This is a genomic window from Allohahella sp. A8 (assembly GCF_047946665.1).
Lineage (GTDB): Bacteria > Pseudomonadota > Gammaproteobacteria > Pseudomonadales > Oleiphilaceae > Allohahella.
Window position 1 is genome coordinate 487,740 of sequence record NZ_CP172312.1, and the last position, 18,800, is coordinate 506,539.

17 protein-coding genes are annotated in these 18,800 nt (G+C 56.3%); 9 read left to right on the top strand and 8 right to left on the bottom strand.

The window, feature by feature from the left end; all coding sequences use genetic code 11:
* Window position 1: 1 nt before the first annotated feature.
* Window positions 2-571, bottom strand: a complete 570-nt coding sequence (locus ACH3PB_RS02285; protein WP_416397856.1) for a DUF4112 domain-containing protein — start codon at window positions 569-571, stop codon at window positions 2-4.
* Window positions 572-606: 35 nt separating this feature from the next.
* Here ACH3PB_RS02285 and ACH3PB_RS02290 point away from each other — a divergent pair, with 35 nt between their 5' ends.
* From ACH3PB_RS02290 to ACH3PB_RS02300, 3 genes are all read left to right on the top strand, one after another.
* A complete protein-coding gene (locus ACH3PB_RS02290; protein ID WP_416397857.1) occupies window positions 607-1,248 on the top strand; it encodes a DNA-3-methyladenine glycosylase I in 642 nt (213 codons plus the stop codon).
* 87 nt (window positions 1,249-1,335) lie between these two features.
* A complete protein-coding gene (locus tag ACH3PB_RS02295; protein WP_416397858.1) occupies window positions 1,336-2,808 on the top strand; it encodes a flavin-containing monooxygenase in 1,473 nt (490 codons plus the stop codon).
* A gap of 100 nt (window positions 2,809-2,908) precedes the next feature.
* The gene (locus tag ACH3PB_RS02300) at window positions 2,909-3,931 is read left to right on the top strand and encodes an alpha/beta hydrolase (RefSeq protein ID WP_416397859.1); all 1,023 of its coding nucleotides are present in this window, start codon (window positions 2,909-2,911) and stop codon (window positions 3,929-3,931) included.
* On the opposite strand, the gene ACH3PB_RS02305 is transcribed toward ACH3PB_RS02300, so the two are convergent.
* The 5 genes from ACH3PB_RS02305 to ACH3PB_RS02325 form a co-directional block, all read right to left on the bottom strand.
* Window positions 3,885-5,114 carry a zinc-binding metallopeptidase family protein gene (locus tag ACH3PB_RS02305; RefSeq protein ID WP_416397860.1) on the bottom strand — a complete coding sequence of 410 codons (1,230 nt, stop codon included), beginning with the start codon at window positions 5,112-5,114 and terminating at the stop codon, window positions 3,885-3,887. The genes ACH3PB_RS02300 and ACH3PB_RS02305 overlap by 47 nt on opposite strands.
* Window positions 5,115-5,262: 148 nt before the next feature.
* Window positions 5,263-6,444: an alkane 1-monooxygenase gene (locus ACH3PB_RS02310; RefSeq protein WP_416397861.1), complete on the bottom strand. Its 1,182-nt coding sequence runs from the start codon at window positions 6,442-6,444 to the stop codon at window positions 5,263-5,265.
* 136 nt (window positions 6,445-6,580) lie between these two features.
* The gene (locus ACH3PB_RS02315) at window positions 6,581-8,473 is read right to left on the bottom strand and encodes an HAD family hydrolase (RefSeq protein ID WP_416397862.1); all 1,893 of its coding nucleotides are present in this window, start codon (window positions 8,471-8,473) and stop codon (window positions 6,581-6,583) included.
* A complete protein-coding gene (locus ACH3PB_RS02320; RefSeq protein ID WP_416397863.1) occupies window positions 8,454-9,359 on the bottom strand; it encodes an HDOD domain-containing protein in 906 nt (301 codons plus the stop codon). The genes ACH3PB_RS02315 and ACH3PB_RS02320 overlap by 20 nt, the downstream gene beginning before the upstream one ends.
* Before the next feature lie 141 nt (window positions 9,360-9,500).
* On the bottom strand, window positions 9,501-10,277 hold the full coding sequence (locus tag ACH3PB_RS02325) for an SDR family NAD(P)-dependent oxidoreductase (protein ID WP_416397864.1): 777 nt from the start codon (window positions 10,275-10,277) through the stop codon (window positions 9,501-9,503).
* A 183-nt stretch (window positions 10,278-10,460) separates the two neighbouring features.
* Between ACH3PB_RS02325 and ACH3PB_RS02330 the strand changes: the two genes are divergently transcribed.
* The 3 genes from ACH3PB_RS02330 (at window position 10,461) to htpG (ending at window position 15,128) form a co-directional block, all read left to right on the top strand.
* The gene (locus ACH3PB_RS02330; RefSeq protein WP_416397865.1) at window positions 10,461-12,515 is read left to right on the top strand and encodes an AarF/UbiB family protein; all 2,055 of its coding nucleotides are present in this window, start codon (window positions 10,461-10,463) and stop codon (window positions 12,513-12,515) included.
* A gap of 119 nt (window positions 12,516-12,634) precedes the next feature.
* Window positions 12,635-13,006: a DUF3135 domain-containing protein gene (locus ACH3PB_RS02335; protein WP_416397866.1), complete on the top strand. Its 372-nt coding sequence runs from the start codon at window positions 12,635-12,637 to the stop codon at window positions 13,004-13,006.
* A gap of 202 nt (window positions 13,007-13,208) precedes the next feature.
* Entirely contained in the window at window positions 13,209-15,128 is a 1,920-nt protein-coding gene (htpG, locus tag ACH3PB_RS02340) for a molecular chaperone HtpG (RefSeq protein ID WP_416397867.1), read from the top strand.
* A gap of 100 nt (window positions 15,129-15,228) precedes the next feature.
* Here the strand turns inward: htpG and ACH3PB_RS02345 are convergent, their stop codons facing one another.
* Window positions 15,229-16,638, bottom strand: coding sequence for a DUF1329 domain-containing protein (locus ACH3PB_RS02345; RefSeq protein WP_416397868.1), 1,410 nt, complete (start codon window positions 16,636-16,638; stop codon window positions 15,229-15,231).
* 167 nt (window positions 16,639-16,805) lie between these two features.
* Here ACH3PB_RS02345 and ACH3PB_RS02350 point away from each other — a divergent pair, with 167 nt between their 5' ends.
* Complete coding sequence (locus ACH3PB_RS02350; RefSeq protein WP_416397869.1) at window positions 16,806-17,312, top strand: DUF6586 family protein; 507 nt, start codon at window positions 16,806-16,808, stop codon at window positions 17,310-17,312.
* Between the two features lie 42 nt (window positions 17,313-17,354).
* Entirely contained in the window at window positions 17,355-17,750 is a 396-nt protein-coding gene (locus tag ACH3PB_RS02355; RefSeq protein ID WP_416397870.1) for a hypothetical protein, read from the top strand.
* A gap of 70 nt (window positions 17,751-17,820) precedes the next feature.
* Here the strand turns inward: ACH3PB_RS02355 and lexA are convergent, their stop codons facing one another.
* Window positions 17,821-18,423, bottom strand: a complete 603-nt coding sequence (gene lexA, locus ACH3PB_RS02360; RefSeq protein WP_416397871.1) for a transcriptional repressor LexA — start codon at window positions 18,421-18,423, stop codon at window positions 17,821-17,823.
* A gap of 155 nt (window positions 18,424-18,578) precedes the next feature.
* Here lexA and ACH3PB_RS02365 point away from each other — a divergent pair, with 155 nt between their 5' ends.
* Window positions 18,579-18,788 (top strand): DUF2788 domain-containing protein, encoded by a 210-nt coding sequence (locus ACH3PB_RS02365; RefSeq protein ID WP_416397872.1) that lies wholly within the window; start codon window positions 18,579-18,581, stop codon window positions 18,786-18,788.
* The last annotated feature ends 12 nt before the right edge of the window (window positions 18,789-18,800 follow it).

Consider the following 18,800-nt stretch of genomic DNA (forward strand, 5'->3'; position numbering starts at 1 on the left):
TTCAGGTCAGCCGTAGCAGTAGCCATGAGAAGCCTAGGATCAGACCGAGCGCGAGGCCCGGCACGATCAGCGCCTTCCAGCCCCGTCTGGGCTCCGGTGGCGGCTTGAGCTGCGCCTCCAGGTAGTCGGTCAACAGGCGCATGTTCCGGTTATTCGCCTTATATACCAGATCGAAGGCGTCGCCTACGATGGGTAGGGCGCCGCCTGCTACTTCGATTATGAGATTGCGAAGCATCTTGCGTATGATTTCGCCGGACGCGCCGATCTGCACCGCTCGGGCAATCAGATAGAGCGACAGGCCTGCGCCAGCGATGTCGCCGACAACGGGGACCACACCTATGATTGAGTCCCAGCCGAAGCGAAGGCCGACGCCAGGCACGCGAAACTGGCTGTCTAGCTTGTCGGCAACGCGGTTGAGATGGTTGAGCAACTCGCGCTGAGCCGCTTCGTCGTTTCGAAAGCGGCCGTTTATCCGGCTCTGGTTGATAATGCGGGTGACTACACCGGGGTTTGCGTTCGGGCTGTCGTCCCTGGCCTCGAAGACTTCCGGAGCACGTTCGTCTGATCTCATGAATGTTCCCTTGCTGACATGGAAGGCTGTTGCCTATGACTACTGAAGCTTACGCCAGGACCCACCAGAGCTCCACCAGCACGTCCGAGGTCGTCCGATGTAGCTGGTGTGGCAGTGATCCGCTATACCAGGCTTACCACGATTATCACTGGGGGCGGCCTGAAGCCTCCAGTCAACGCCTGTTTGCCAAACTTTGCCTCGACGGGCAACAGGCCGGTTTGTCCTGGATAACCATCTTGCGGAAGCAGGCTGGTTATGAGGCGGCCTTCTACGACTTCGATCCGCTACGCATTGCAGGCATGAGCGAGGCTGATGTGGACCGCCTCATGCAAAATCCTGCCATTGTGCGAAATCGGCTCAAGATCAAGTCCGTCATCAAGAATGCTCGTGCTTTTCTCGAGCTGGAGCAGAAGCAGGGGCCTTTCAATCAGTTTCTATGGCAGTACGTCAACGGACGGCCAATACAGAACCACTGGCGCTCGATGACTGAAGTACCGGCGACAACGCCGCTGTCAGATCAGCTGGCAAAAGACCTGAAGAAGCTTGGTTTCTCGTTCGTAGGCTCTACCATTGTGTACGCATTCATGCAGGCAACGGGCCTCGTGAATGATCATCTGTTGGCTTGCATCGCCCGTGAAGCCTGTGAAGCTGAAGGTGCTGCATTCGCGCTGGAGTAAAGCGCTAGCCACAATCCCGTAAAATGCCATTTGGTTGTGAAGGCTCAGGCCGTAGTATTGGTCTCTTTCCCGGCAGGTGGGTTACAGATGAGTACCATAGACAGGCAAACGGTGTACGACGCTATTGTCGTGGGCGCAGGCTTTGGCGGCATTGGTATGGCCATCACGCTGCGCCGGCAGGGCATCGAAGGTGTGCTGGTGCTCGAACGCGGTGACCAGATCGGGGGCTGCTGGGCAGTGAACACCTATCCCGGTGCAGCCTGTGATGTCCCGTCGCACCTGTACTCCTACTCTTTCGCAGCCAGGGCGGGGTGGTCGCGGAAGTTTGCACCGCAGACAGAAATACTGGCCTACATACAGGACTGTGCAAAACGCTTCGACGTGGAGCGGCAGGTGCGTCTGCGACAGGCTGTTGTCAGCGCTAGCTTCGACGAGGCGGAGGGGCTCTGGGCGATTAGTACGGCTCAGGGCGCAGTCTACCTGACGAAAGTATTCATACCGGCTACTGGCCAGCTGAGCGAGCCCTTGTGGCCGCGACTCGAAGGCGAACCGTTCGAAGGCATTGTCATACATTCCGCCCAGTGGGACCATCGGCTTGATTTGCAGGGGAGGCGGGTGGCGGTTATCGGCACGGGTGCCAGTGCAGTTCAGTTCGTGCCCAGAATTGCCGAGCAGGTCAGCGAACTGCATGTGATTCAGCGTAGCGCGCCTTACGTCATCGATAAGCCCGATGCCGAATATAGTGGCCTTCAGCGCGCGTTGTTTGCCAGGGTGCCTGGCCTTCTGAAAGCCCATAGACTCGCCCTCTTCCTCCAGCACGAAGCCCGATTCCTGGCCTTCGCCCGACCTGGTGGCCTCATGACGCTCTTCGAAAGAAAGGCCCGACAGAAACGCGTGAAAGAGCTGAAGGCCGATATTGTCGGTTCAATGACCCCCGATTATCCCATGGGCTGCAAGCGGATACTGATTTCGAATGAGTATTATGAGACCTTCAATCGCACCAACGTCCACCTGCATCATGGCGTGCGTGTGCGAACGCATGCTCAAGGCCTGGAGTTACTGGATGAACACGGGAGCCGTCAGCTCGAGGTCGACACACTCATATTCGGTACCGGATTCGCAGCAACGGATTTCCTGTCGACCATCGATATCTCGGGCACAGGCGGCCTTGATCTGAAAGCCGCCTGGAGGGACTCGCCGAACGCCTATCTTGGTATAAGCGTCACCGGTTTTCCGAACATGTTCATCGTCTATGGCCCAAACACCAACCTTGGACATAACAGCATAATCAGCATGCTGGAGGCGCAGTTCGGGTACATAGCGCAGGCTATCAGCCACATAGTAGAGGGCCGCGCCCAACAGCTCGACCTGAAGCCGGACGTTCAATCGACCTTTGATAATGAACTTCAGGCCAGGTTGCAGAAGACCGTGTGGGGTAGCGGTTGTGACAGCTGGTACAAGACCGCCTCCGGGCGAATAAGTACGAACTGGTACGGCATGGTCAGTAGTTATCAACGTCTGACCAGGCATTTTGACCTGGGGAACTATCGTCAGTCCTGACAGTCGTCACTTACTGTCGGCAACGGAATGGCAGTACCCACTTTTCACGCTCCTTCCTTTTGTGGCATCGTGACGAACTTGCAGGGAGGACAGAATCACAGTGAAGAATGCCATAACAAGAACCGCCCTTCGGCAGACGATCCGGCGCATGGTCAAACCGGTGCTTTCGCCCTCGGTGAGTATCCGTCTGCAACGCAGATGGGTCGCAATGATGACGCAGGTCAATGTGATGGCCAGTCGGGTGAGCATCGAAAATGATGTCATTACAGGCCTACCGGTCGAGATACTGTCGCTGAAGAGGGTCGAGGGCCTGGGCGATACCTTGATCTCTCTTGCAGACCAGGGCCTCCACACGCTCGGCCTGGGCAAGCAGAGAAAAGCAGCTGCGCACCCGCTCGTGGCAAAACAGTGTGACAATCGGGCGGTAATCTATCTTCACGGTGGCGCTTACTGTATCGGCAATGCCAGGAGCTACCGGGGCCTCACCTCGAGATTGGCGCGCGACAGCGGTGCGGAGGTCTTTGTGCCCGATTACCGGCTGGCGCCTGAGTTCGTCTTTCCCGCGGCCCAGGATGATGTTATCAAACTGTACCGGTGGCTGATGGATCAAGGCTATCGTGCCGATGCCATTACTTTCGCTGGTGATTCTGCCGGCGCGGGTCTCGCGCTCTCAAGCTGCCAGCGTCTGATTAGGGAAGGTCTGCCTTTGCCATCAGGGCTGATACTGCTGTCGCCCTGGGTTGATCTATCCCTGCAGAATGCAAAATATCTCGATGACAGTACCGATGTCCTGCTGTCATGGGGCTGGATTGGTCGCTGTGCGCGCTTTTACAGAGGCAAGCGCTCGGCCACCAATCCTGATATTTCCCCGTTGTTCGGTAAGTTCGAAGGTCTGCCGCCCGTATGCATTCAAGCTGGGACAGATGAAATCCTGCTTCCGGAGATTGAAGATCTCGTTGAGCGCATGCGGGCTGCGAAACAGGAGGTTTCGTTCCGCGTGTTCGAGAACATGTGGCATGTGTTCCAGATGCACGCCGGCCTGCTTGACGAGGCCGACGTGGCAGTGGCTGAGCTGGTCAGCTTCCTGCAGCGGACTGCGCCGACACCCGGTCGAAACGCTTGATGGTGTCATGCACGAAACGAAGCTTGTCCTGAATCGGCTTGTGTAGCACGAAGGGGTAGGGGTCGGGCAAGCCCATGCTTCGGTTCAGGCTGTTCAGCACAATCGAAGCGTCGATCCACAAATCCATGATGGCATCGAAGTCACTGGCGGCAGTGTTGTCACGGCTGCCCACGGCGAATGGCAGCCCCACCTGCCGTACGCTGTCCGACAACACTTCCGAAGTCCGACTGAAGCTCTGCTGTGTCTCGAGCGTGTCGATGATATGCAGGTAGTGAGCCCAGGTTTCGGCCCAGTCCTCCCACGGATGCATTGTGGCATAGGTGCTTACGAAATCGTTTTGCCAGTCGCTGGGTGGCCCCTGTTCATAGTGGCGGTCCAGCGCCTCCTGATAACTGGCCGTTTCATCGCCGAACACGGCACGGAACGCATCGACGAATTCGTTGTCGACGACCTTGAAGACATCCCAATAGTAGTGTCCACACTCATGACGGAAATGCCCAAGTAGCGTTCGGTATCGCTCCTGCATGGCTACCCTGGTCTGAACACGGGCAATGTCGTCGGCTTCGGCCAGATTGATGGTAATAACGCCATCGGCATGACCGGTCAGCACTGGTTCTTCACCCTTCAGGGGGCGCTGGAAGTGCGTAGTGGCATCCTTGTCTGACATGAAGCGAAAGGAAAGCGGGGGCGGTGTGCTCTCATCTTCAGGGTCATGGTTCGAGGCTACCGGTAGCCTCAGCTCGAGCAATGTAAACAGACAGCGTCGTTTAGCTTTCTCCAGCGCGTGCCAGAGTGGCACGTTTGCCGCTACGCTCAGGTCCGGTATGATCTCGTTGAGACGGCAGGCTGGGCAGAGTCCATCCGGATCAGTGCTGAAATGGTACACGGCCTGATCGTTATCAGCGGGCGAGAGCGGCAACATCCAATTGCACACCTGATGCTGAGTCCAGTTCGCACACTGAATGTATTTTCGCCCCTCATCATCCTGCCACACCGGGGAAGCATTTGATCCGGCCTGTCCGGCTCCCTGAGACTCGGCGTTTTCCTCGCTCTCGACAGGTGTAAAGGGTCGTAATTCAAGATAGTCCGGGCAAAAGCCGGTTAGGCGGCCGCAACTGCCGCACTGGACATTTTCGAAGTATAAGATGGGACTGGTTTCACAGCTGCAGCGGAATAGTTTCATGGTCGTGTCGCACGCTAAAGCCCTTCATGGGCAGTTGATCGAGGTCGGGAGCCGACCTCGTGAGTCGGCTCCTGTTCAACCTGATACTACGCGAAAACCAGCGTGAAAGAGGGTCCTAAGACTTTGGCGCTGAAATAAAATTTCTTAATCAGCCCATTGTCTCTGTTGCGAGCCGGTATCGCCGGATCAATTGTTCGCGCCTGGATGGCAGGAAATTGATCTTGCCGGGATCGGCGTTCACCGCCTGGAGCAGGCGCGGATTCATGAAATGGAACCATACCGGCGGTATCCAGGCCAGGAGATACATGCCGGTATAGCCACTTGGCAGCTCCGGCAGCTTGTCGAAGTGCCGGAGTGACTGAAAGCGACGAGTCGGATTGGCATGATGGTCGGAGTGCCGCTGCAGATGGAAGAGGGCCCAGTTCGAAAACACGTGATTGCTGTTCCAGGAGTGGTGGGGCTGACAGCGTTCGTAGCGACCATCGGGTAGACGCTGACGTAGCAGGCCGTAATGCTCGATATAGTTGGCGGAGGTGAGTTGAAACGCACCCCAGAAGATGGTGATCGCCAGGAAGGGCAGCATGATCCAGCCGAAGATCAATACGAGCGAGGCGTACAGCACGACACTTAGCGCAAGGGGCTGAAGGATTTCATTGTGCCGGGACCAGACAGCGAGATTTCGACTACGCAGCCGCTCAGCCTCCAGACGCCAGGCGCGCAGGAATGCACCGGGTAACTCCCTCAGGGCGAACCTGTAGATGTTTTCGCCCATTCGGCTCGAGGCGCAGTCTTCGGGTGTGGCGACAGCCTTGTGATGACCCTTGTTATGCTCGATATAAAAATGCCCGTAAGCGCCGAGGCTGAGCACCATCCTGGCTAGCCACTGCTCACCCTTGGACTTCTTGTGGCCCAGTTCGTGCCCGAGGTTGAGCCCGAAACCACAGATCTGTCCACACAACAGTGCGACAGCGACTACGCCGTGCCACGGCAGATTCTGCGTTCCCACAAACCATGCTGAAAAGAGAAAGCTGCCCCAAAGGATTGGTACCAACGCATAGGTGCAGTAGCGGTAGTAATGATCTGCTTCGAGCAGGGGCACGACGGATTCTGGTGGATTACTGCGATCCTCACCTAGCAGGCGGTCGAGCAGCGGGATGATGGTGTAATAGAAGAACAGCGGAGTCCACAGCGCAAGCTCTACACCGGTTTGCAGGTAGAGCAGGGGGCCCACGACGACCGTGGCCGGTATCAATAATGACAGGACCCAGGCATAACGCTTTCGATCGACGTAGCGTTCGCCGGTTTCACTCACGAAAACTTGTGCTGACATAAAATCTCTCCCCGTCCATGACCTACAAGACCGGAACCTACCGGTGCTGGGGTGGTCATTGTTCGATTGTTGTTTTGTAGGACAATAATGGCAGATAGTTTTGTGCTTGTCAGCGTTTATTTAAGATCGTGTTGGCTTAGCGACGTCTCTGGCGGCCGCCTTCGCGGATTTTCGCCTGACAGGCGAGTACCAGCGCCCAGAACTCGGAGAAATCGTTCACCACGACATCCGGCTTGTCTGGAAACTGCTCACTGCCGGGAAAGATCCGGATCAACCAGTTCTGGTCCCATTGCGCGCCGTTGAAGAATACGCCGGTTACACCGGCTTTCGCGGCGGCCCGTATATCGGTGGTACTGTCGCCGACGTACCAGACATCGCGCCCCGGAGCACGCTTGAGATTGTCGAGTGCCTTGAGGATCTGATGCGGATGCGGCTTGCGGAGCTGGGTATCGTCACCGCAGATATCGGTATCAAAGAGCGAGACCCAGCTGCCGTCTTCAACAATAGCCAGCTCCTGTTCAAAGAACTCGCGGTCTCTGTTGGTAATGATGCCGGTTACGATACCGAGTTCATGCAGACCTTCGAGCATGGGGCGAATGCCCGGTTCGAATGGCAACACTGTGCCAAAGTGAGCGCGGTAGTGATGGGTGAAGGCAGCGTGGGCGCGATTCTTCGCGTCCTGATCGTCACCGAACAGCACTTCGAAAATGTCAGTTCGTGAGATCTTCCGGTCTGCCCGCACCTTAGGGTGAAGCTGGCGATAATGTCTGACATGTTCGACCAGTCGCGCGTCTTCCAGTGTACGGCTCTGCGACGGCGACATAAGGTGGCTCGTCAGTGCGAGCGAGTCCAGCTGTAACAGCATATCGTCGACGGCGTGATACATGGCGTCGAGTGTGTCGACGAGGGTAGCATGCCAGTCGAAGAGGATGACCCGCGGTTCGCTCAGCCGTGCCACGGCCGGGTGCCAGTCTGGTTCTATTCGTGAGGGCGGCGGCTGCCGCGCGTCGTAAGCGGGAAACTCCGGGTCTGTCAGTGCGATACTTGCGATGTCGGGCCCATCGTCAGCGCCGCTGAAGCAATTCGCCAGCAGCGTTCTCAGCTGGCCGAAACTGGCGCAGGCGGCCGCCGGTACCAGCGACGGCTCCCGTTTCTCCGCAGGCTCGGCCAACAGGGCATCCATCCAACTGGTATCCCAGTGCGCCGCGTTGAAATAAACGCCGCGGATCTGATCCGCGGCGGCTGTGCTTGTCAGATGCTGGCGGGCACGCCAGGCCGTGAGCATATCAGTCGGGCTGTCGCCGAAATACCAGGCCTTCACGGGCGCACCGGTGGATACAGAGGCCCGCTTCAGGACCTCGAGCAAGATCTCGGGTCGGGGTTTATAGCTGTCGACCTCGTCAGCACAGACTGTCACGCTAAAATAGCGCCCCCAGTCTCCCAGCGAGCTGAATTCAGCTTCAAGAAACTCACGGCTGCGATTGGTGGCTACTGCGAGCCGGATGCCAGCGGCCGCGAAATTGGCAAGATAGTCTTCAATGCCGTTCTGAAATGGCCTGACCTGGCCGTAGTTCTGCCGGTACTGTTCGTTGTAAGCCGCATGGGCTATCGATTTTGCCTGCTCGTTATCGCCGAAGATGATGTTGAACAATTCAGTGCGGGAGTGTTTTTTCTCTGCCAGGATCGACGGATGGAGTTTACGGTAGATCCTGATGTAACGAACGAGGCGTGCTTCAGCTTCAGTACGTGTGTCCGCCTCGTCGACGAGGTCCTTTAGCAGGTCGAGCGATTCCAGCTGCAGCAAAACCTCCTGCATCGAGGCATACACCGCATCCAGCGTGTCGACCAGTGTCCCGTGCCAGTCGAAGATGATGAGATCCGGCCGGTAGAGTGGCTCGAGAACCAGAGGGCCATTGGCGAAGGGGCTGCCAGCAAACGACTTGTTCCTGGAGGGGCCATCGGCCCTTACTGCTGACTGATCCGCCCCCGAGTTCATGCCTGCCGCATCATCATAGGGAGAATGCGTCAAACTGGCTCTTGACCGTGTCGCCTGCGGCGATGAGCTGCTCAAGGCCTTGTTGACTCAGTCCGAGCGCCTGAATACTTTCGAGCTTCACCAGTTCGGCTGCATCGAGGAAATCGACCATGCCATGGCTGGCCAGGTCCACCGCAGCGGCGAGGAAGCGACTCTGTTGCTGCTCTGCTTCATCGACCTGGCCCGCTGCCTCCGTTGCCAACTGAAGACTGTTATCGGTATCACGCGATCCCAGATAGTTGCCGATGATGGCATTGATAGTCGCTGGTAACTTCCAGCTCTTCAAAGCCAGAGCGGTTGCCTGAGGCGTCAGTTCGTAGGCTATATCTATGACGAATTCGAGCTGCTCGGTGAGGTCCTGCATGCCAGTGGACTCAGCGACGTCCACGACTTCCTGCATCATGATCGGCAAGCCGACGGAGTGAAGCAGACCGCAAAGAAAGGCGGTATCGGCGTCACCGTGCAGGTGCTGGGCTATACGGCGGCTCCACAGCGCAGTCATGAGAGCATGTTCGCAGGCATTCTGCACATGGCCCTCAAGACCCGGTGCGTCGAACAGGCGCGCGTTCAGTGAGCTGGCGAGGGCGATATCACGGATGATGTTCATGCCCAGACGGCCAATGGCCTGCTGTATCGAGGTGATGCCGCTGGCTGAAGCATACGCTGCACTGTTGGCGGTGCTCATGATCTTGCCGACAATAGCCTGGTTGGTCTGTACGACCTTGAGCAGGTCCTGTGCATCCGAATCCGGATCCTGTGTCACCCTGATGACCTGCAGGGCGGTGTCAGGCAGCATGGGAATATCGATGTCTCCCTTGTCCACCCGTCGCTCGACCGTGTCCACGAAACTGTTTGCTGTTCTATCGCTGATGACTGTCATATAGGCCTGCCTGAGGAACGTGCTTGCTTGGTTCGGCGTTTGGAACTACGTCTCCTAAGTCTAATCGGCCTTGGTATTTTAACCAGCGAATCGGCCGTAGTTGAGAAGCCGGCCACGAATCAGGCCGGCGAGGCGCTGCCTTCAGGCCGTGAGTCGTCGGACCATCGGGGCAATCCACGCCTTCGGTAAAATGCGCGGAGACTGCACGATCAACTTGTTCAGCAGACCATGGACCTTCACCGGTTCACCCTTCAACATGGCGTGGTAGGCTTCTCGAGCCACTGCTTCAGCACTCATGATAGGCGTATGTTTCAAAGCCTTGACCTCGGTCGAGCCTGAGCGTGCAAAAAATTCAGATTCAGTCGGTCCGGGGCAGGACGCCGTTACGCTGACGCCAGTGCCTTTCAATTCGGTAGCGATGGCTTCACTGAAAGACAGAACAAAGGCCTTGGTGGCGTGGTAGACGGCGAGATTGGGGCCGGGTACGAAGCCCGCGATCGAGGCGATGTTCAGTATGTAGCCGAGCTCGCGTTTTACCATGTCTTTGGCATACAGGTGCGAAAGACTGGTCAATGCCACTACGTTGAGCGCGATAGTGTCCTCGTTGAAATCCGGATCCTGCTCTATCCAGTCGCCAAAGGTGCCCCTGCCTGCGTTGTTGACCAGGCAATCTACCACGATATTGCGCGACTTCGTTTCGTCGAATAACACGCGCGCAGCCTTGTCGCGGCTAAGATCACAGGCGATGACCTGCACCTTGCAGTGATGATCGCGCTCGAGCTCGGCCGCCAGTTCCTCGAGGGCCTGCTCACGGCGTGCCACAAGGACGAGGTTCCAGTCATCCTTCGCGAATTCGATCGCCAGTGCCTTTCCGATGCCCGAAGATGCGCCGGTAATCAGTGCAGTTTTACTATCCATGTGTCTTTCCTTGTGGAGCGCGATCCCTGGATCCTCGTCATTCGGGGGCCCGGGAAGCTGAGTTGAAACGTATACGTCAGAGGCCGATCGCTGGGGCTTCAGATGCTTGCGCGATTCAGGCTGTATTGGAAATACGAAGTTGTTAAGCTAACCCACTTACTCCGAAGTTGGCAATATGACTCTATGAGCGGCAATAAGAAGACGGTGCCAGCTGAACGTAACGCTGGAGTGACCGCCAAATCGAATGACATAAACCCCGCCGAGAGCGACTCCGTTCGCGACCGGAAGCTGGTGGAGATCAATCTGCCAGTGCTGAGGCAGCAGACTGATCGTGCACTGCGTAGTGCAGGACGGTTTGCGCTCAGCACCATTCGCCTGCCCAAGGCCTTTCTGCCGGTGGTGCAGCTTGTCGTCCGTGAGGACACCATGTCACGCGAGGAACTTTCCGTCGCGCTCGACGAACTCTTCACTGCGCTGTACACCCATCCGATGGCGGATACTTCGCGCGCTTTTACCGGTTATCTGCGCCGTTATCGGCTTATTCCGAATGAGGAAACCACTGAGAACCTGATTCACTATCTTGTGAGGCAGGTCACTAGCCGCAGCCCGGTCGAGATTCCGGAGCAGGTTATCAACGAGTTCTGGGACTTCTTTCAGGAGCTGATCAGTGCGCCTGAACTCAAGGGCGTGCTCGAGCTCAATCTTGATATCACTCGTTCCGTATTGCGGACCTACGAGCCACTTCTCGTCGATTTGCTGAACCGAACCAAGCATATCCGCCGCTTCAATCAATCGGCCATGAGTGAGATGGTGCAGAAGTCGCGGGTACTGAGGAGTGATCTGCTCATCCTGCGACGGCAGATCAAGGCGATTCGCTACATCAAGCCTTTCCTGCAGACCGATCCCAAGGACTTCAAGACCCAGGCGCAGATCGTGGCGAAGATGGTCAGCGAGTTTGGACCGCTGTTTATCAAGATGGCCCAGGTGGCCGCCGCGAACGCTGACTTTCTGCCTGAGGAAATCGCACGGGAGCTGAAGGTTTTCCAACAGGATGTCGAGCCCATGTCGGCGGAAGACGTCAGGCAAGCCTTCATGGAGAGCTTCGGCAAGGAGCCGCATGAAGTCTATTTCAGCCTCGACATCAGTCGCCCGCTGCGCTCGGGCTCGATTGGGTCGGTGTATCTGGCGAAGCGTCCAACCATTCAGAATGGCGTCGAGGTGCTGATACCTGTCATCGTGAAAGTGAGCCGGCACAATCTGGAGCGGGAGTTTCAGATGAGCTCACTGGCGCTTGAGCTGATGCTGATCTCCAGCCAGTATTGGGCGCCCCACAGCAAGCTCCGGCCCTTCCTGGCATCGATGTCGAAGCAGGTGTCAGAGTTTACACGCGGATTTGAGCAGGAGCTGGATTTCCAGTCCGAGGCTCAGATTCAGACCCGTTTCCATGAGCGCTCGCTTGATAGCGGATTCTGGTCGGTGCCCAGGTTGTTCAATAACCGCGGCCGAGTTATCGAGATGGAGTATCTGGACACGGCACGCTCGGTCGAGCAGTTACTGAAAGAGCTGCCCGAACGGGAGCGGACCCGGCTCCAGCGCAGCATCGGCCGCGACTTCGTCCATGCTGTTCTGCAGCACGTGCTGTGGTACCAGGAATTTCATGGCGATTTGCACCCGGGCAACATTATGGTGGATGCAGACGGCCAGCTCTTCCTGATCGACTGGGGCAAGACTGTCGATATGGAAGGCAAGTGGGCGCAGGTCGGGCAGTATCTCCGCGGCGCGCTAACGGGCGACGTCGATGCGCTTGCGGACTCGCTCATTGCCATGAGCACTCAGCCAGAGGAGAACCAGCAACGGCGAGCTGCGATTCGTGCCGCACTGGCTGAAACCCTCGACAAGAAGCACGTCGATCGTCTGAGAGGGGTGCCATGGAAGCCGCGGTTCTGGCTGCAGCTGAAAGGTGAGGGCCTGTCTGGCCTACAGCGACGGCTCCAGGCGGTGATGCATCTGCTGTCGAATACCTATCAATTGGGCATTATCGTACAGAGCGATTATCTGCACCTGAGCCGATCACTCAGTGCGATGGTGGCGACGTACCTGCATATCCAGCAGAAGCGCTCGGGGCTCAAGATCACTGGGGGCCTGCTTCTGGATCTGGGCCTTTTCGCACCCCGGATGACGTATCTGGGCGCCCGAAAACGGACCTCGCGAGCGATAGGGAGAGTGTTTAAAAAATAGACAATTCTTGCAAATCTTTACGCAACTTTACATACTGTTACATGGGCGCAGGCTGTTGCCTGCGGTAGCTGTTTCCGACGGCGAGCAAGCCGTACGGTATGTGAAAAGGAGCGTTAAACATGGATTTGCCACACTTCAAGATTCTCGAGCGCATGGCAAAAGAAGATCCCGAAGCGCTTGAACAGCTGCGATTGGCGCACGTCGAAGCCATCATCGCCGAAGCAGGTGAGTCCAACGAGCGCCGACTTCGTGGTCTGCAGTTCAGAATCGATGCCATTCGACGAGGCTCGTCAAACCCGATGGCCGCATGCCTGCGAATCAGTAAATTAATGCATGATTCCCTGATCGACCTCAACAGCGTGCTGCAGTCAGACCTGAGCCCGCCGCCGGCCAGACTGGCTTACCGCAGCGGAACGTCCGCTGTAGCCGAAAGTGAACTGAATACCTGCCAGGTCTACCAGCTCGAAAAATTCCGCGCGGCAAGAGCCTGAGTTTCAAACAATTGTCACAGTAAGGCCGACCGTTCAGGATCGGCCTTTTTTGTCCCGCACGAACAGCTTGTTCGCTGACGCTTGAAAAGCCGGCCGTCATCCCCACATTACAAACCACACAGGCTACACACTCGCCCGCGCGCGTCGCAGGGCCGCTGTAGCACCTTTAGCCTTGAACAAACAGTCAGAACAGGACACCGATATGAGCAATACGGTCAAAGAGACCTTAGGCTTCCAGGCCGAAGTGAAGCAGCTGCTTCACCTGATGATTCACTCCCTTTACAGTAACAAGGAGATATTTCTCCGCGAGCTCGTCTCCAACGCCTCCGATGCTCTGGATAAGCTGCGTTTCAAGGCGCTGGCTGATGACACCCTTTACGAAGGTGATGAAAGTCTGCGCATCCGCATCGATTACGACAAGGAAGCAGGAACGGTCACAGTTTCTGATAACGGCATCGGCATGGACCGCCAGGAAGTTATCACCAATCTCGGTACCATAGCGAAATCCGGCACTGCCGAATTTCTGGCAAACCTGTCTGGCGATCAGAAAAAGGACGCTGGCCTGATTGGGCAGTTCGGTGTCGGTTTTTACAGTGGCTTCATCGTAGCCGATCGCGTCACCGTACTTACCCGCAAGGCTGGTGCGCCAGCTGATGCTGGTGTGAAGTGGGAATCAGCCGGTGATGGCGAGTTCACGCTCGAGCAGCAAACTCAGGAGACCCGCGGCACGTCTATCATCCTGCACCTCAAAGCTGAAGAAAAAGAGTTTGCCGACGCCTGGCGCCTGAAGAGCCTGGTCAAGAAGTACTCCGACCATATTGCTTTCCCAGTGGAAATGCCGGTTGAAAAGGGGCCTGCAGACGATGAAGAAGACAAGGCGGAAGCGAGCGATGAAGCGGTCGCCTATGAAAGCGTAAACGCCGCCACTGCGCTCTGGACCCTGCCGAAGTCCGAGATTTCTGACGACGAGTACAAGAGCTTCTACAAGCACATCTCTCACGATTTCAGCGACCCGCTGACCTGGTCCCACAACAAGGTCGAGGGCAAGCTCGAATATACCAGCCTGCTGTATCTGCCTACGCGGGCTCCGTTCGACCTTTACAACCGTGAAGCACCACGCGGCCTCAAACTGTACGTCCAGCGCGTTTTCATCATGGACGACGCAGAACAGTTCCTGCCGCTGTATCTGCGCTTTGCCAAGGGCGTGGTCGATTCAAATGACCTGTCTCTGAACGTTTCGCGTGAGTTGTTGCAAAACGACAAGGCCGTGGAGAGTATGCGTGGTGGCCTGACCAAGCGAATTCTCGACATGCTGACCAAGCTGGCGAAGGACAACAAGGACGAGGAATACAGCAAGTTCTGGAAGGAATTCGGTCGGGTGTTGAAGGAAGGCCCTGCGGAAGACTGGGCCAACCGTGAAAAAATCGCGAAGCTTTTACGTTTCTCATCGACGCACGATGAAACCGGTGCTGAAAGCGTCACGCTGGACGACTACATCGAGCGCGCTCGCTCAGAGCAGAAGAAGATCTACTATGTAACGGCTGAAAGCTATAAGGCCGGTCTCCATAGCCCCCACATCGAGATCTTCCGCAAGAAAGGCATCGAAGTGCTCATCATGCACGACCGCATCGACGAGTGGATGATGTCTCACCTCAACGAGTATGCCGAGCACAGCTTCCAGGATGTCGCCAAAGGTAAGCTGGATCTGGGTGACGTCGAGAGCGAAGAGGACAAGAAGAAGCAGGAAGAGGTCGAGAAGCAGGTCGAGCCGCTACTGGGTCGCATCAAGGAAGTGCTGAAGGACGACGTCGAGGCTGTTCGTGTCACGCATCGCCTCACGGATTCACCAGCCTGCCTGGTTGTCGCCGAGCACGATATGGGTGTGCAGATGCGCAAGATCATGGAAGCTGCTGGTCAGGCCATGCCTGAGTCCAAGCCAACGCTTGAGATCAACCCTGAGCATCCGCTGTTGAAGCGACTTGAAGAGCAGTCGGGCGAGCGTTTCGAGGACCTCACCAGAATACTGCTGGATCAGGCTACTCTGGCTGGTGGCGATCAACTGAAGGACCCTGGCGATTATGTCAGTCGTCTGAACAGGCTGATCGTTGAACTGGCCGGCTAGGTGACTGACCCGCTTCTGTAAGTGCAGAAACAAGAAAGCCGCTCAATCGAGCGGCTTTTTTATTATCAAGCCCTGCAATAGGGCCGGTCAGAACCTGCGATCAGCGCTTGGCATCACGACGTACGGCTGAAGTCGAGAAGTCCTGTTCCTTCAGGCGCGGTGCAAAATCACGCGGCCGCTCCCTGTTATCCAGTCCTTCAACGAAGTACCTGCCGCTTTCCATGTCATAGGTTACTTCTGTAGTGGTCCATGGAACCGGTACAGTGTAGTAATTGATCATGTGGCCCTCGGCGAAGCGTGTCAGCTTGCCGTCTTCGTTATAGCCTTCCTCCAGTACAACCTGCCAGGAGTCTTCGTCGACATACAGTGTGCGCTTCGCAAACGCGTGCTGAATGCCTGTGCGGCGCTCGCCTTCCACAACCCAGACACGATGCAGCTCATATCGGGTGAGGTCCTGGTTAATGTGGCCTTTCTTGATGATGTCTGTTTCGCCAACCTTGCCTGAATGAAGTTTGTAAGCATTGTAGGGAATCAGGATTTCCTTCTTGCCAGCCATGGTCCATTCGTACTGGTCTGGGGCGCCGTTGTACATGTCGATCTGGTCGATAAACTTCAGGCCCTGACTGTTCGGGAATTCGGCATCGTAAGCCAGATAGGGCGAGCGGCGTAGACGGCGCTCACCAGCGACATAGCGCCAAGCCTTGCGCGGCGAAGCGACAAGGTCGACCGATTCATGAATGAGGTTGATGGTACCGGCAAGTTTTGCAGGCGCCAGTACTTCCGTTTTCAGCATGAAGAGGTTGTTGTCTATTTCGCGAATAGTCGCCCCTTCCTTGCTGTAATTGAAGAGGTATTCCTGTGAATACAGTATGGTGTTGGCTGTTCCATCTGGCGCTACTGCCGAGAAGCCAGTCCGCATGGCAACCTCTTCTCCACGGAAGCGCAACACGTGGTTCCAGACGATTTCCACAGCTTCCTGCGGGATAGGGAAGGGCGAAGTGGTTATCGCTTTTCGGACACCTGTGCCTCGCGGCATCAGTTCTGCGGTCGTGGCGTTCTTCTTGAGTGCTTTGTAAACGAACTCTGGATAGCTGGCCGAGCGATGCGTGGGGTAGACCGGCATGGTATATCCCGGGTGCTTTTCGAACATGGCCTTGTGCCCTTCAGAGAGCACAGAGGCATGCTTGTCCAGGTTTTCCTTGGTGACAACGAAACGGGTGCCGTCTTGCGAGAACGGATCGGCTTCGTGCTCACCTTCTACATAATTTGCAGGCGGACTGGTAATTCCGCCCGTCCATGGTGGAATGACGCCGTCCGGCGTGCCGTTCATCTCGGCACCGACTGGTGTCAGCGAAGTGCCCAGCTTCTTGGCTTGATCAGCGGGTACCTTCGCCTGAACGCCGACACTCGACAGGCACAATGCCGTGGCGGACAGCATAGCCAGGACAGCACCTTTTCGTAACAGCAGCTTTGGTGCTCGTGCACCGGCTTTCAAAGCGATCAAACTCATAGCATGTCCTTCCAGATTCATAGACTCACCTGCGAGAGGTGTGGTGACCTACCAGACAGTATAGGCAAAGAAAATCATCTTGCTATGCACGGCCCAGGTGAACATTTTGATATGATGGGCGCTAAGGGCAGGCGGGCCCGCAGCCCCTACAGCAAGAGGACGTTTCGATGGCAGTACCAACCCTTTCAGAATGGCAGTCCTTCATCAGTGCCAATATTTTCGGTGCAGAGCAGATGCTGGCCTTGCAGCAGAAAGAACCTGCCAGGGCGCTGCAGGAAATACACGCGCGCGCTGCATTGCTATTCCTGCAAGCGGCGTGGACCGGGCTATTGCAATCGCTTGCTCGGCAGCAGGGCATACAGCTTGAGCAGCCTTCGCTAGACAGTCTTGAACAAGGAATCGGTCATGCCACCGCCGAGACTGGTATGTTGCGCAACCTCCTCGCCGCGCCCGACTCCTGGTTGGCCGCCATGCTCAGCTCGATTCATGAAATCACCAGTGCTCAATCGGGACGAGGCGCCCACGAGGAAAATGGCGTATCATCTGATAATCAGGATGCCGATGGATTAATCGCCATCGTCGATCTCGACGGGCCGGCTCGTGATCTGGCCCGCTGGTCTGGAAGTCTGCGCGCTCTCGTATATCAACTAGAGAGTTCCAGCCTTGAATGCTGATAATCAGCCCTCATAATGTGTTTACACATGTAGGAGATGACTATGCCTTCAGCACTTTTTGAAATTGTTCAGCTGTCGAATGGTAGCTACGCACTCCAACAGATCGGTTCAACCAGTGAACCGCTGCTGAAAATCGAATTCAGCAATGAGGCCAAGGCATTTCTGGAGAATCAGGATGTCCAGGTCGCGCGTGCCATGATTGGTGCCGCAATTCGGACAGTAGGACAGATGCGCAGCTATGAAGTTACCGAAGAAACGCTGTCTGCGGAAGAGCTTGCTGCCAGTCTCGGCGACGGGTCTGAGATAGATCCTGAAGACGAGTCTGCAGTTCGACGTGAAGCCTTCCGAAGAAAGCTGGCTAGTCAGAAGAGTGTTAGCCGGAAAGATGGCAAGTCGGATTACCGCCAGGTGAAACCAGAATCTCACTGGCTGCACTAGTGTCCCGTCTAGCTGCCACCCCGGCGTCGTAAATGAGTACCGGGGTTGGCTGTTAAGCAGACGGTCGTGCTTAAACTGTAGTCCTCAGCACGCCGATGACTTCACCTTCGATTTCTGCTGAGCGGCTGCTCAAATCAATCCGCATCGTTTCGAAATCGCTATTGGCTGGCTCGAGATAGAGGATGTTGTTCTCCTGTCGGATCGTCTTGACGGTCACTTCATCATCGATTCTGACCACACTGATTGAGCCATTGCGAATGTCTGAGGTTTTCTTGATGGCCAGCAGGTCACCTTCAAGAATACCAGCGTCCTTCATGCTTAGTCCGCGAACCCTCAACAGGAAGTCAGGCAGCTGTGAAAACAGGCCCTTGTGTATGTCGATGCGTTGTTCAATGTTTTCAGTAGCCAGTATGGGAAAGCCTGCTGCAACTGAACCGACTACCGGCACGCCTGGCTCGGGTTCATCCAGCAGACGAATGCCCCTGGAGGCCCCGGGGATCATTTCTATGGCGCCCTTGCGAGCCAGCGCCTTCAGGTGTTCTTCAGCAGCATTGGCGGACTTGAACCCGATGATGCCGGAAATTTCGGCGCGAGTCGGGGGGCGGCCTTCCTCATGAATATAGGTGCGGATCAGTTCAAGAATCTGTGCCTGTCTTCTGGTCAATCCTGTCATGAGAGATGTCCGTATACTGGTTATATAATCAATACTGTTAATGTATACACAAGTCGCATGCATGTAAATACCTGAATATTCACCGGAAGCGCATTCATATCTCCAGTTGGCGTGCTCCCCGCTGCACTATTCTTCCCATTCGTTATGGACATCCAATGACCTTTCAGCAATTTGAATCCCTTAGCCTCTACGTCCTAGTGGGCGGTCTCATCATCTTCATGGGCTTTATCGTCTGGGATCTGGCGAAAAAGTCGAAGGCCGGGCGCTTCGGCACGGCCATCCTCTTCATCGCACTGTTTCTTGGCGTGGCCGGTTTCGTGGTGAAAACGGTCCTGGTGGAACTCTTCGAGATGGGCGGCGGCTGAAATCAGCCGCCT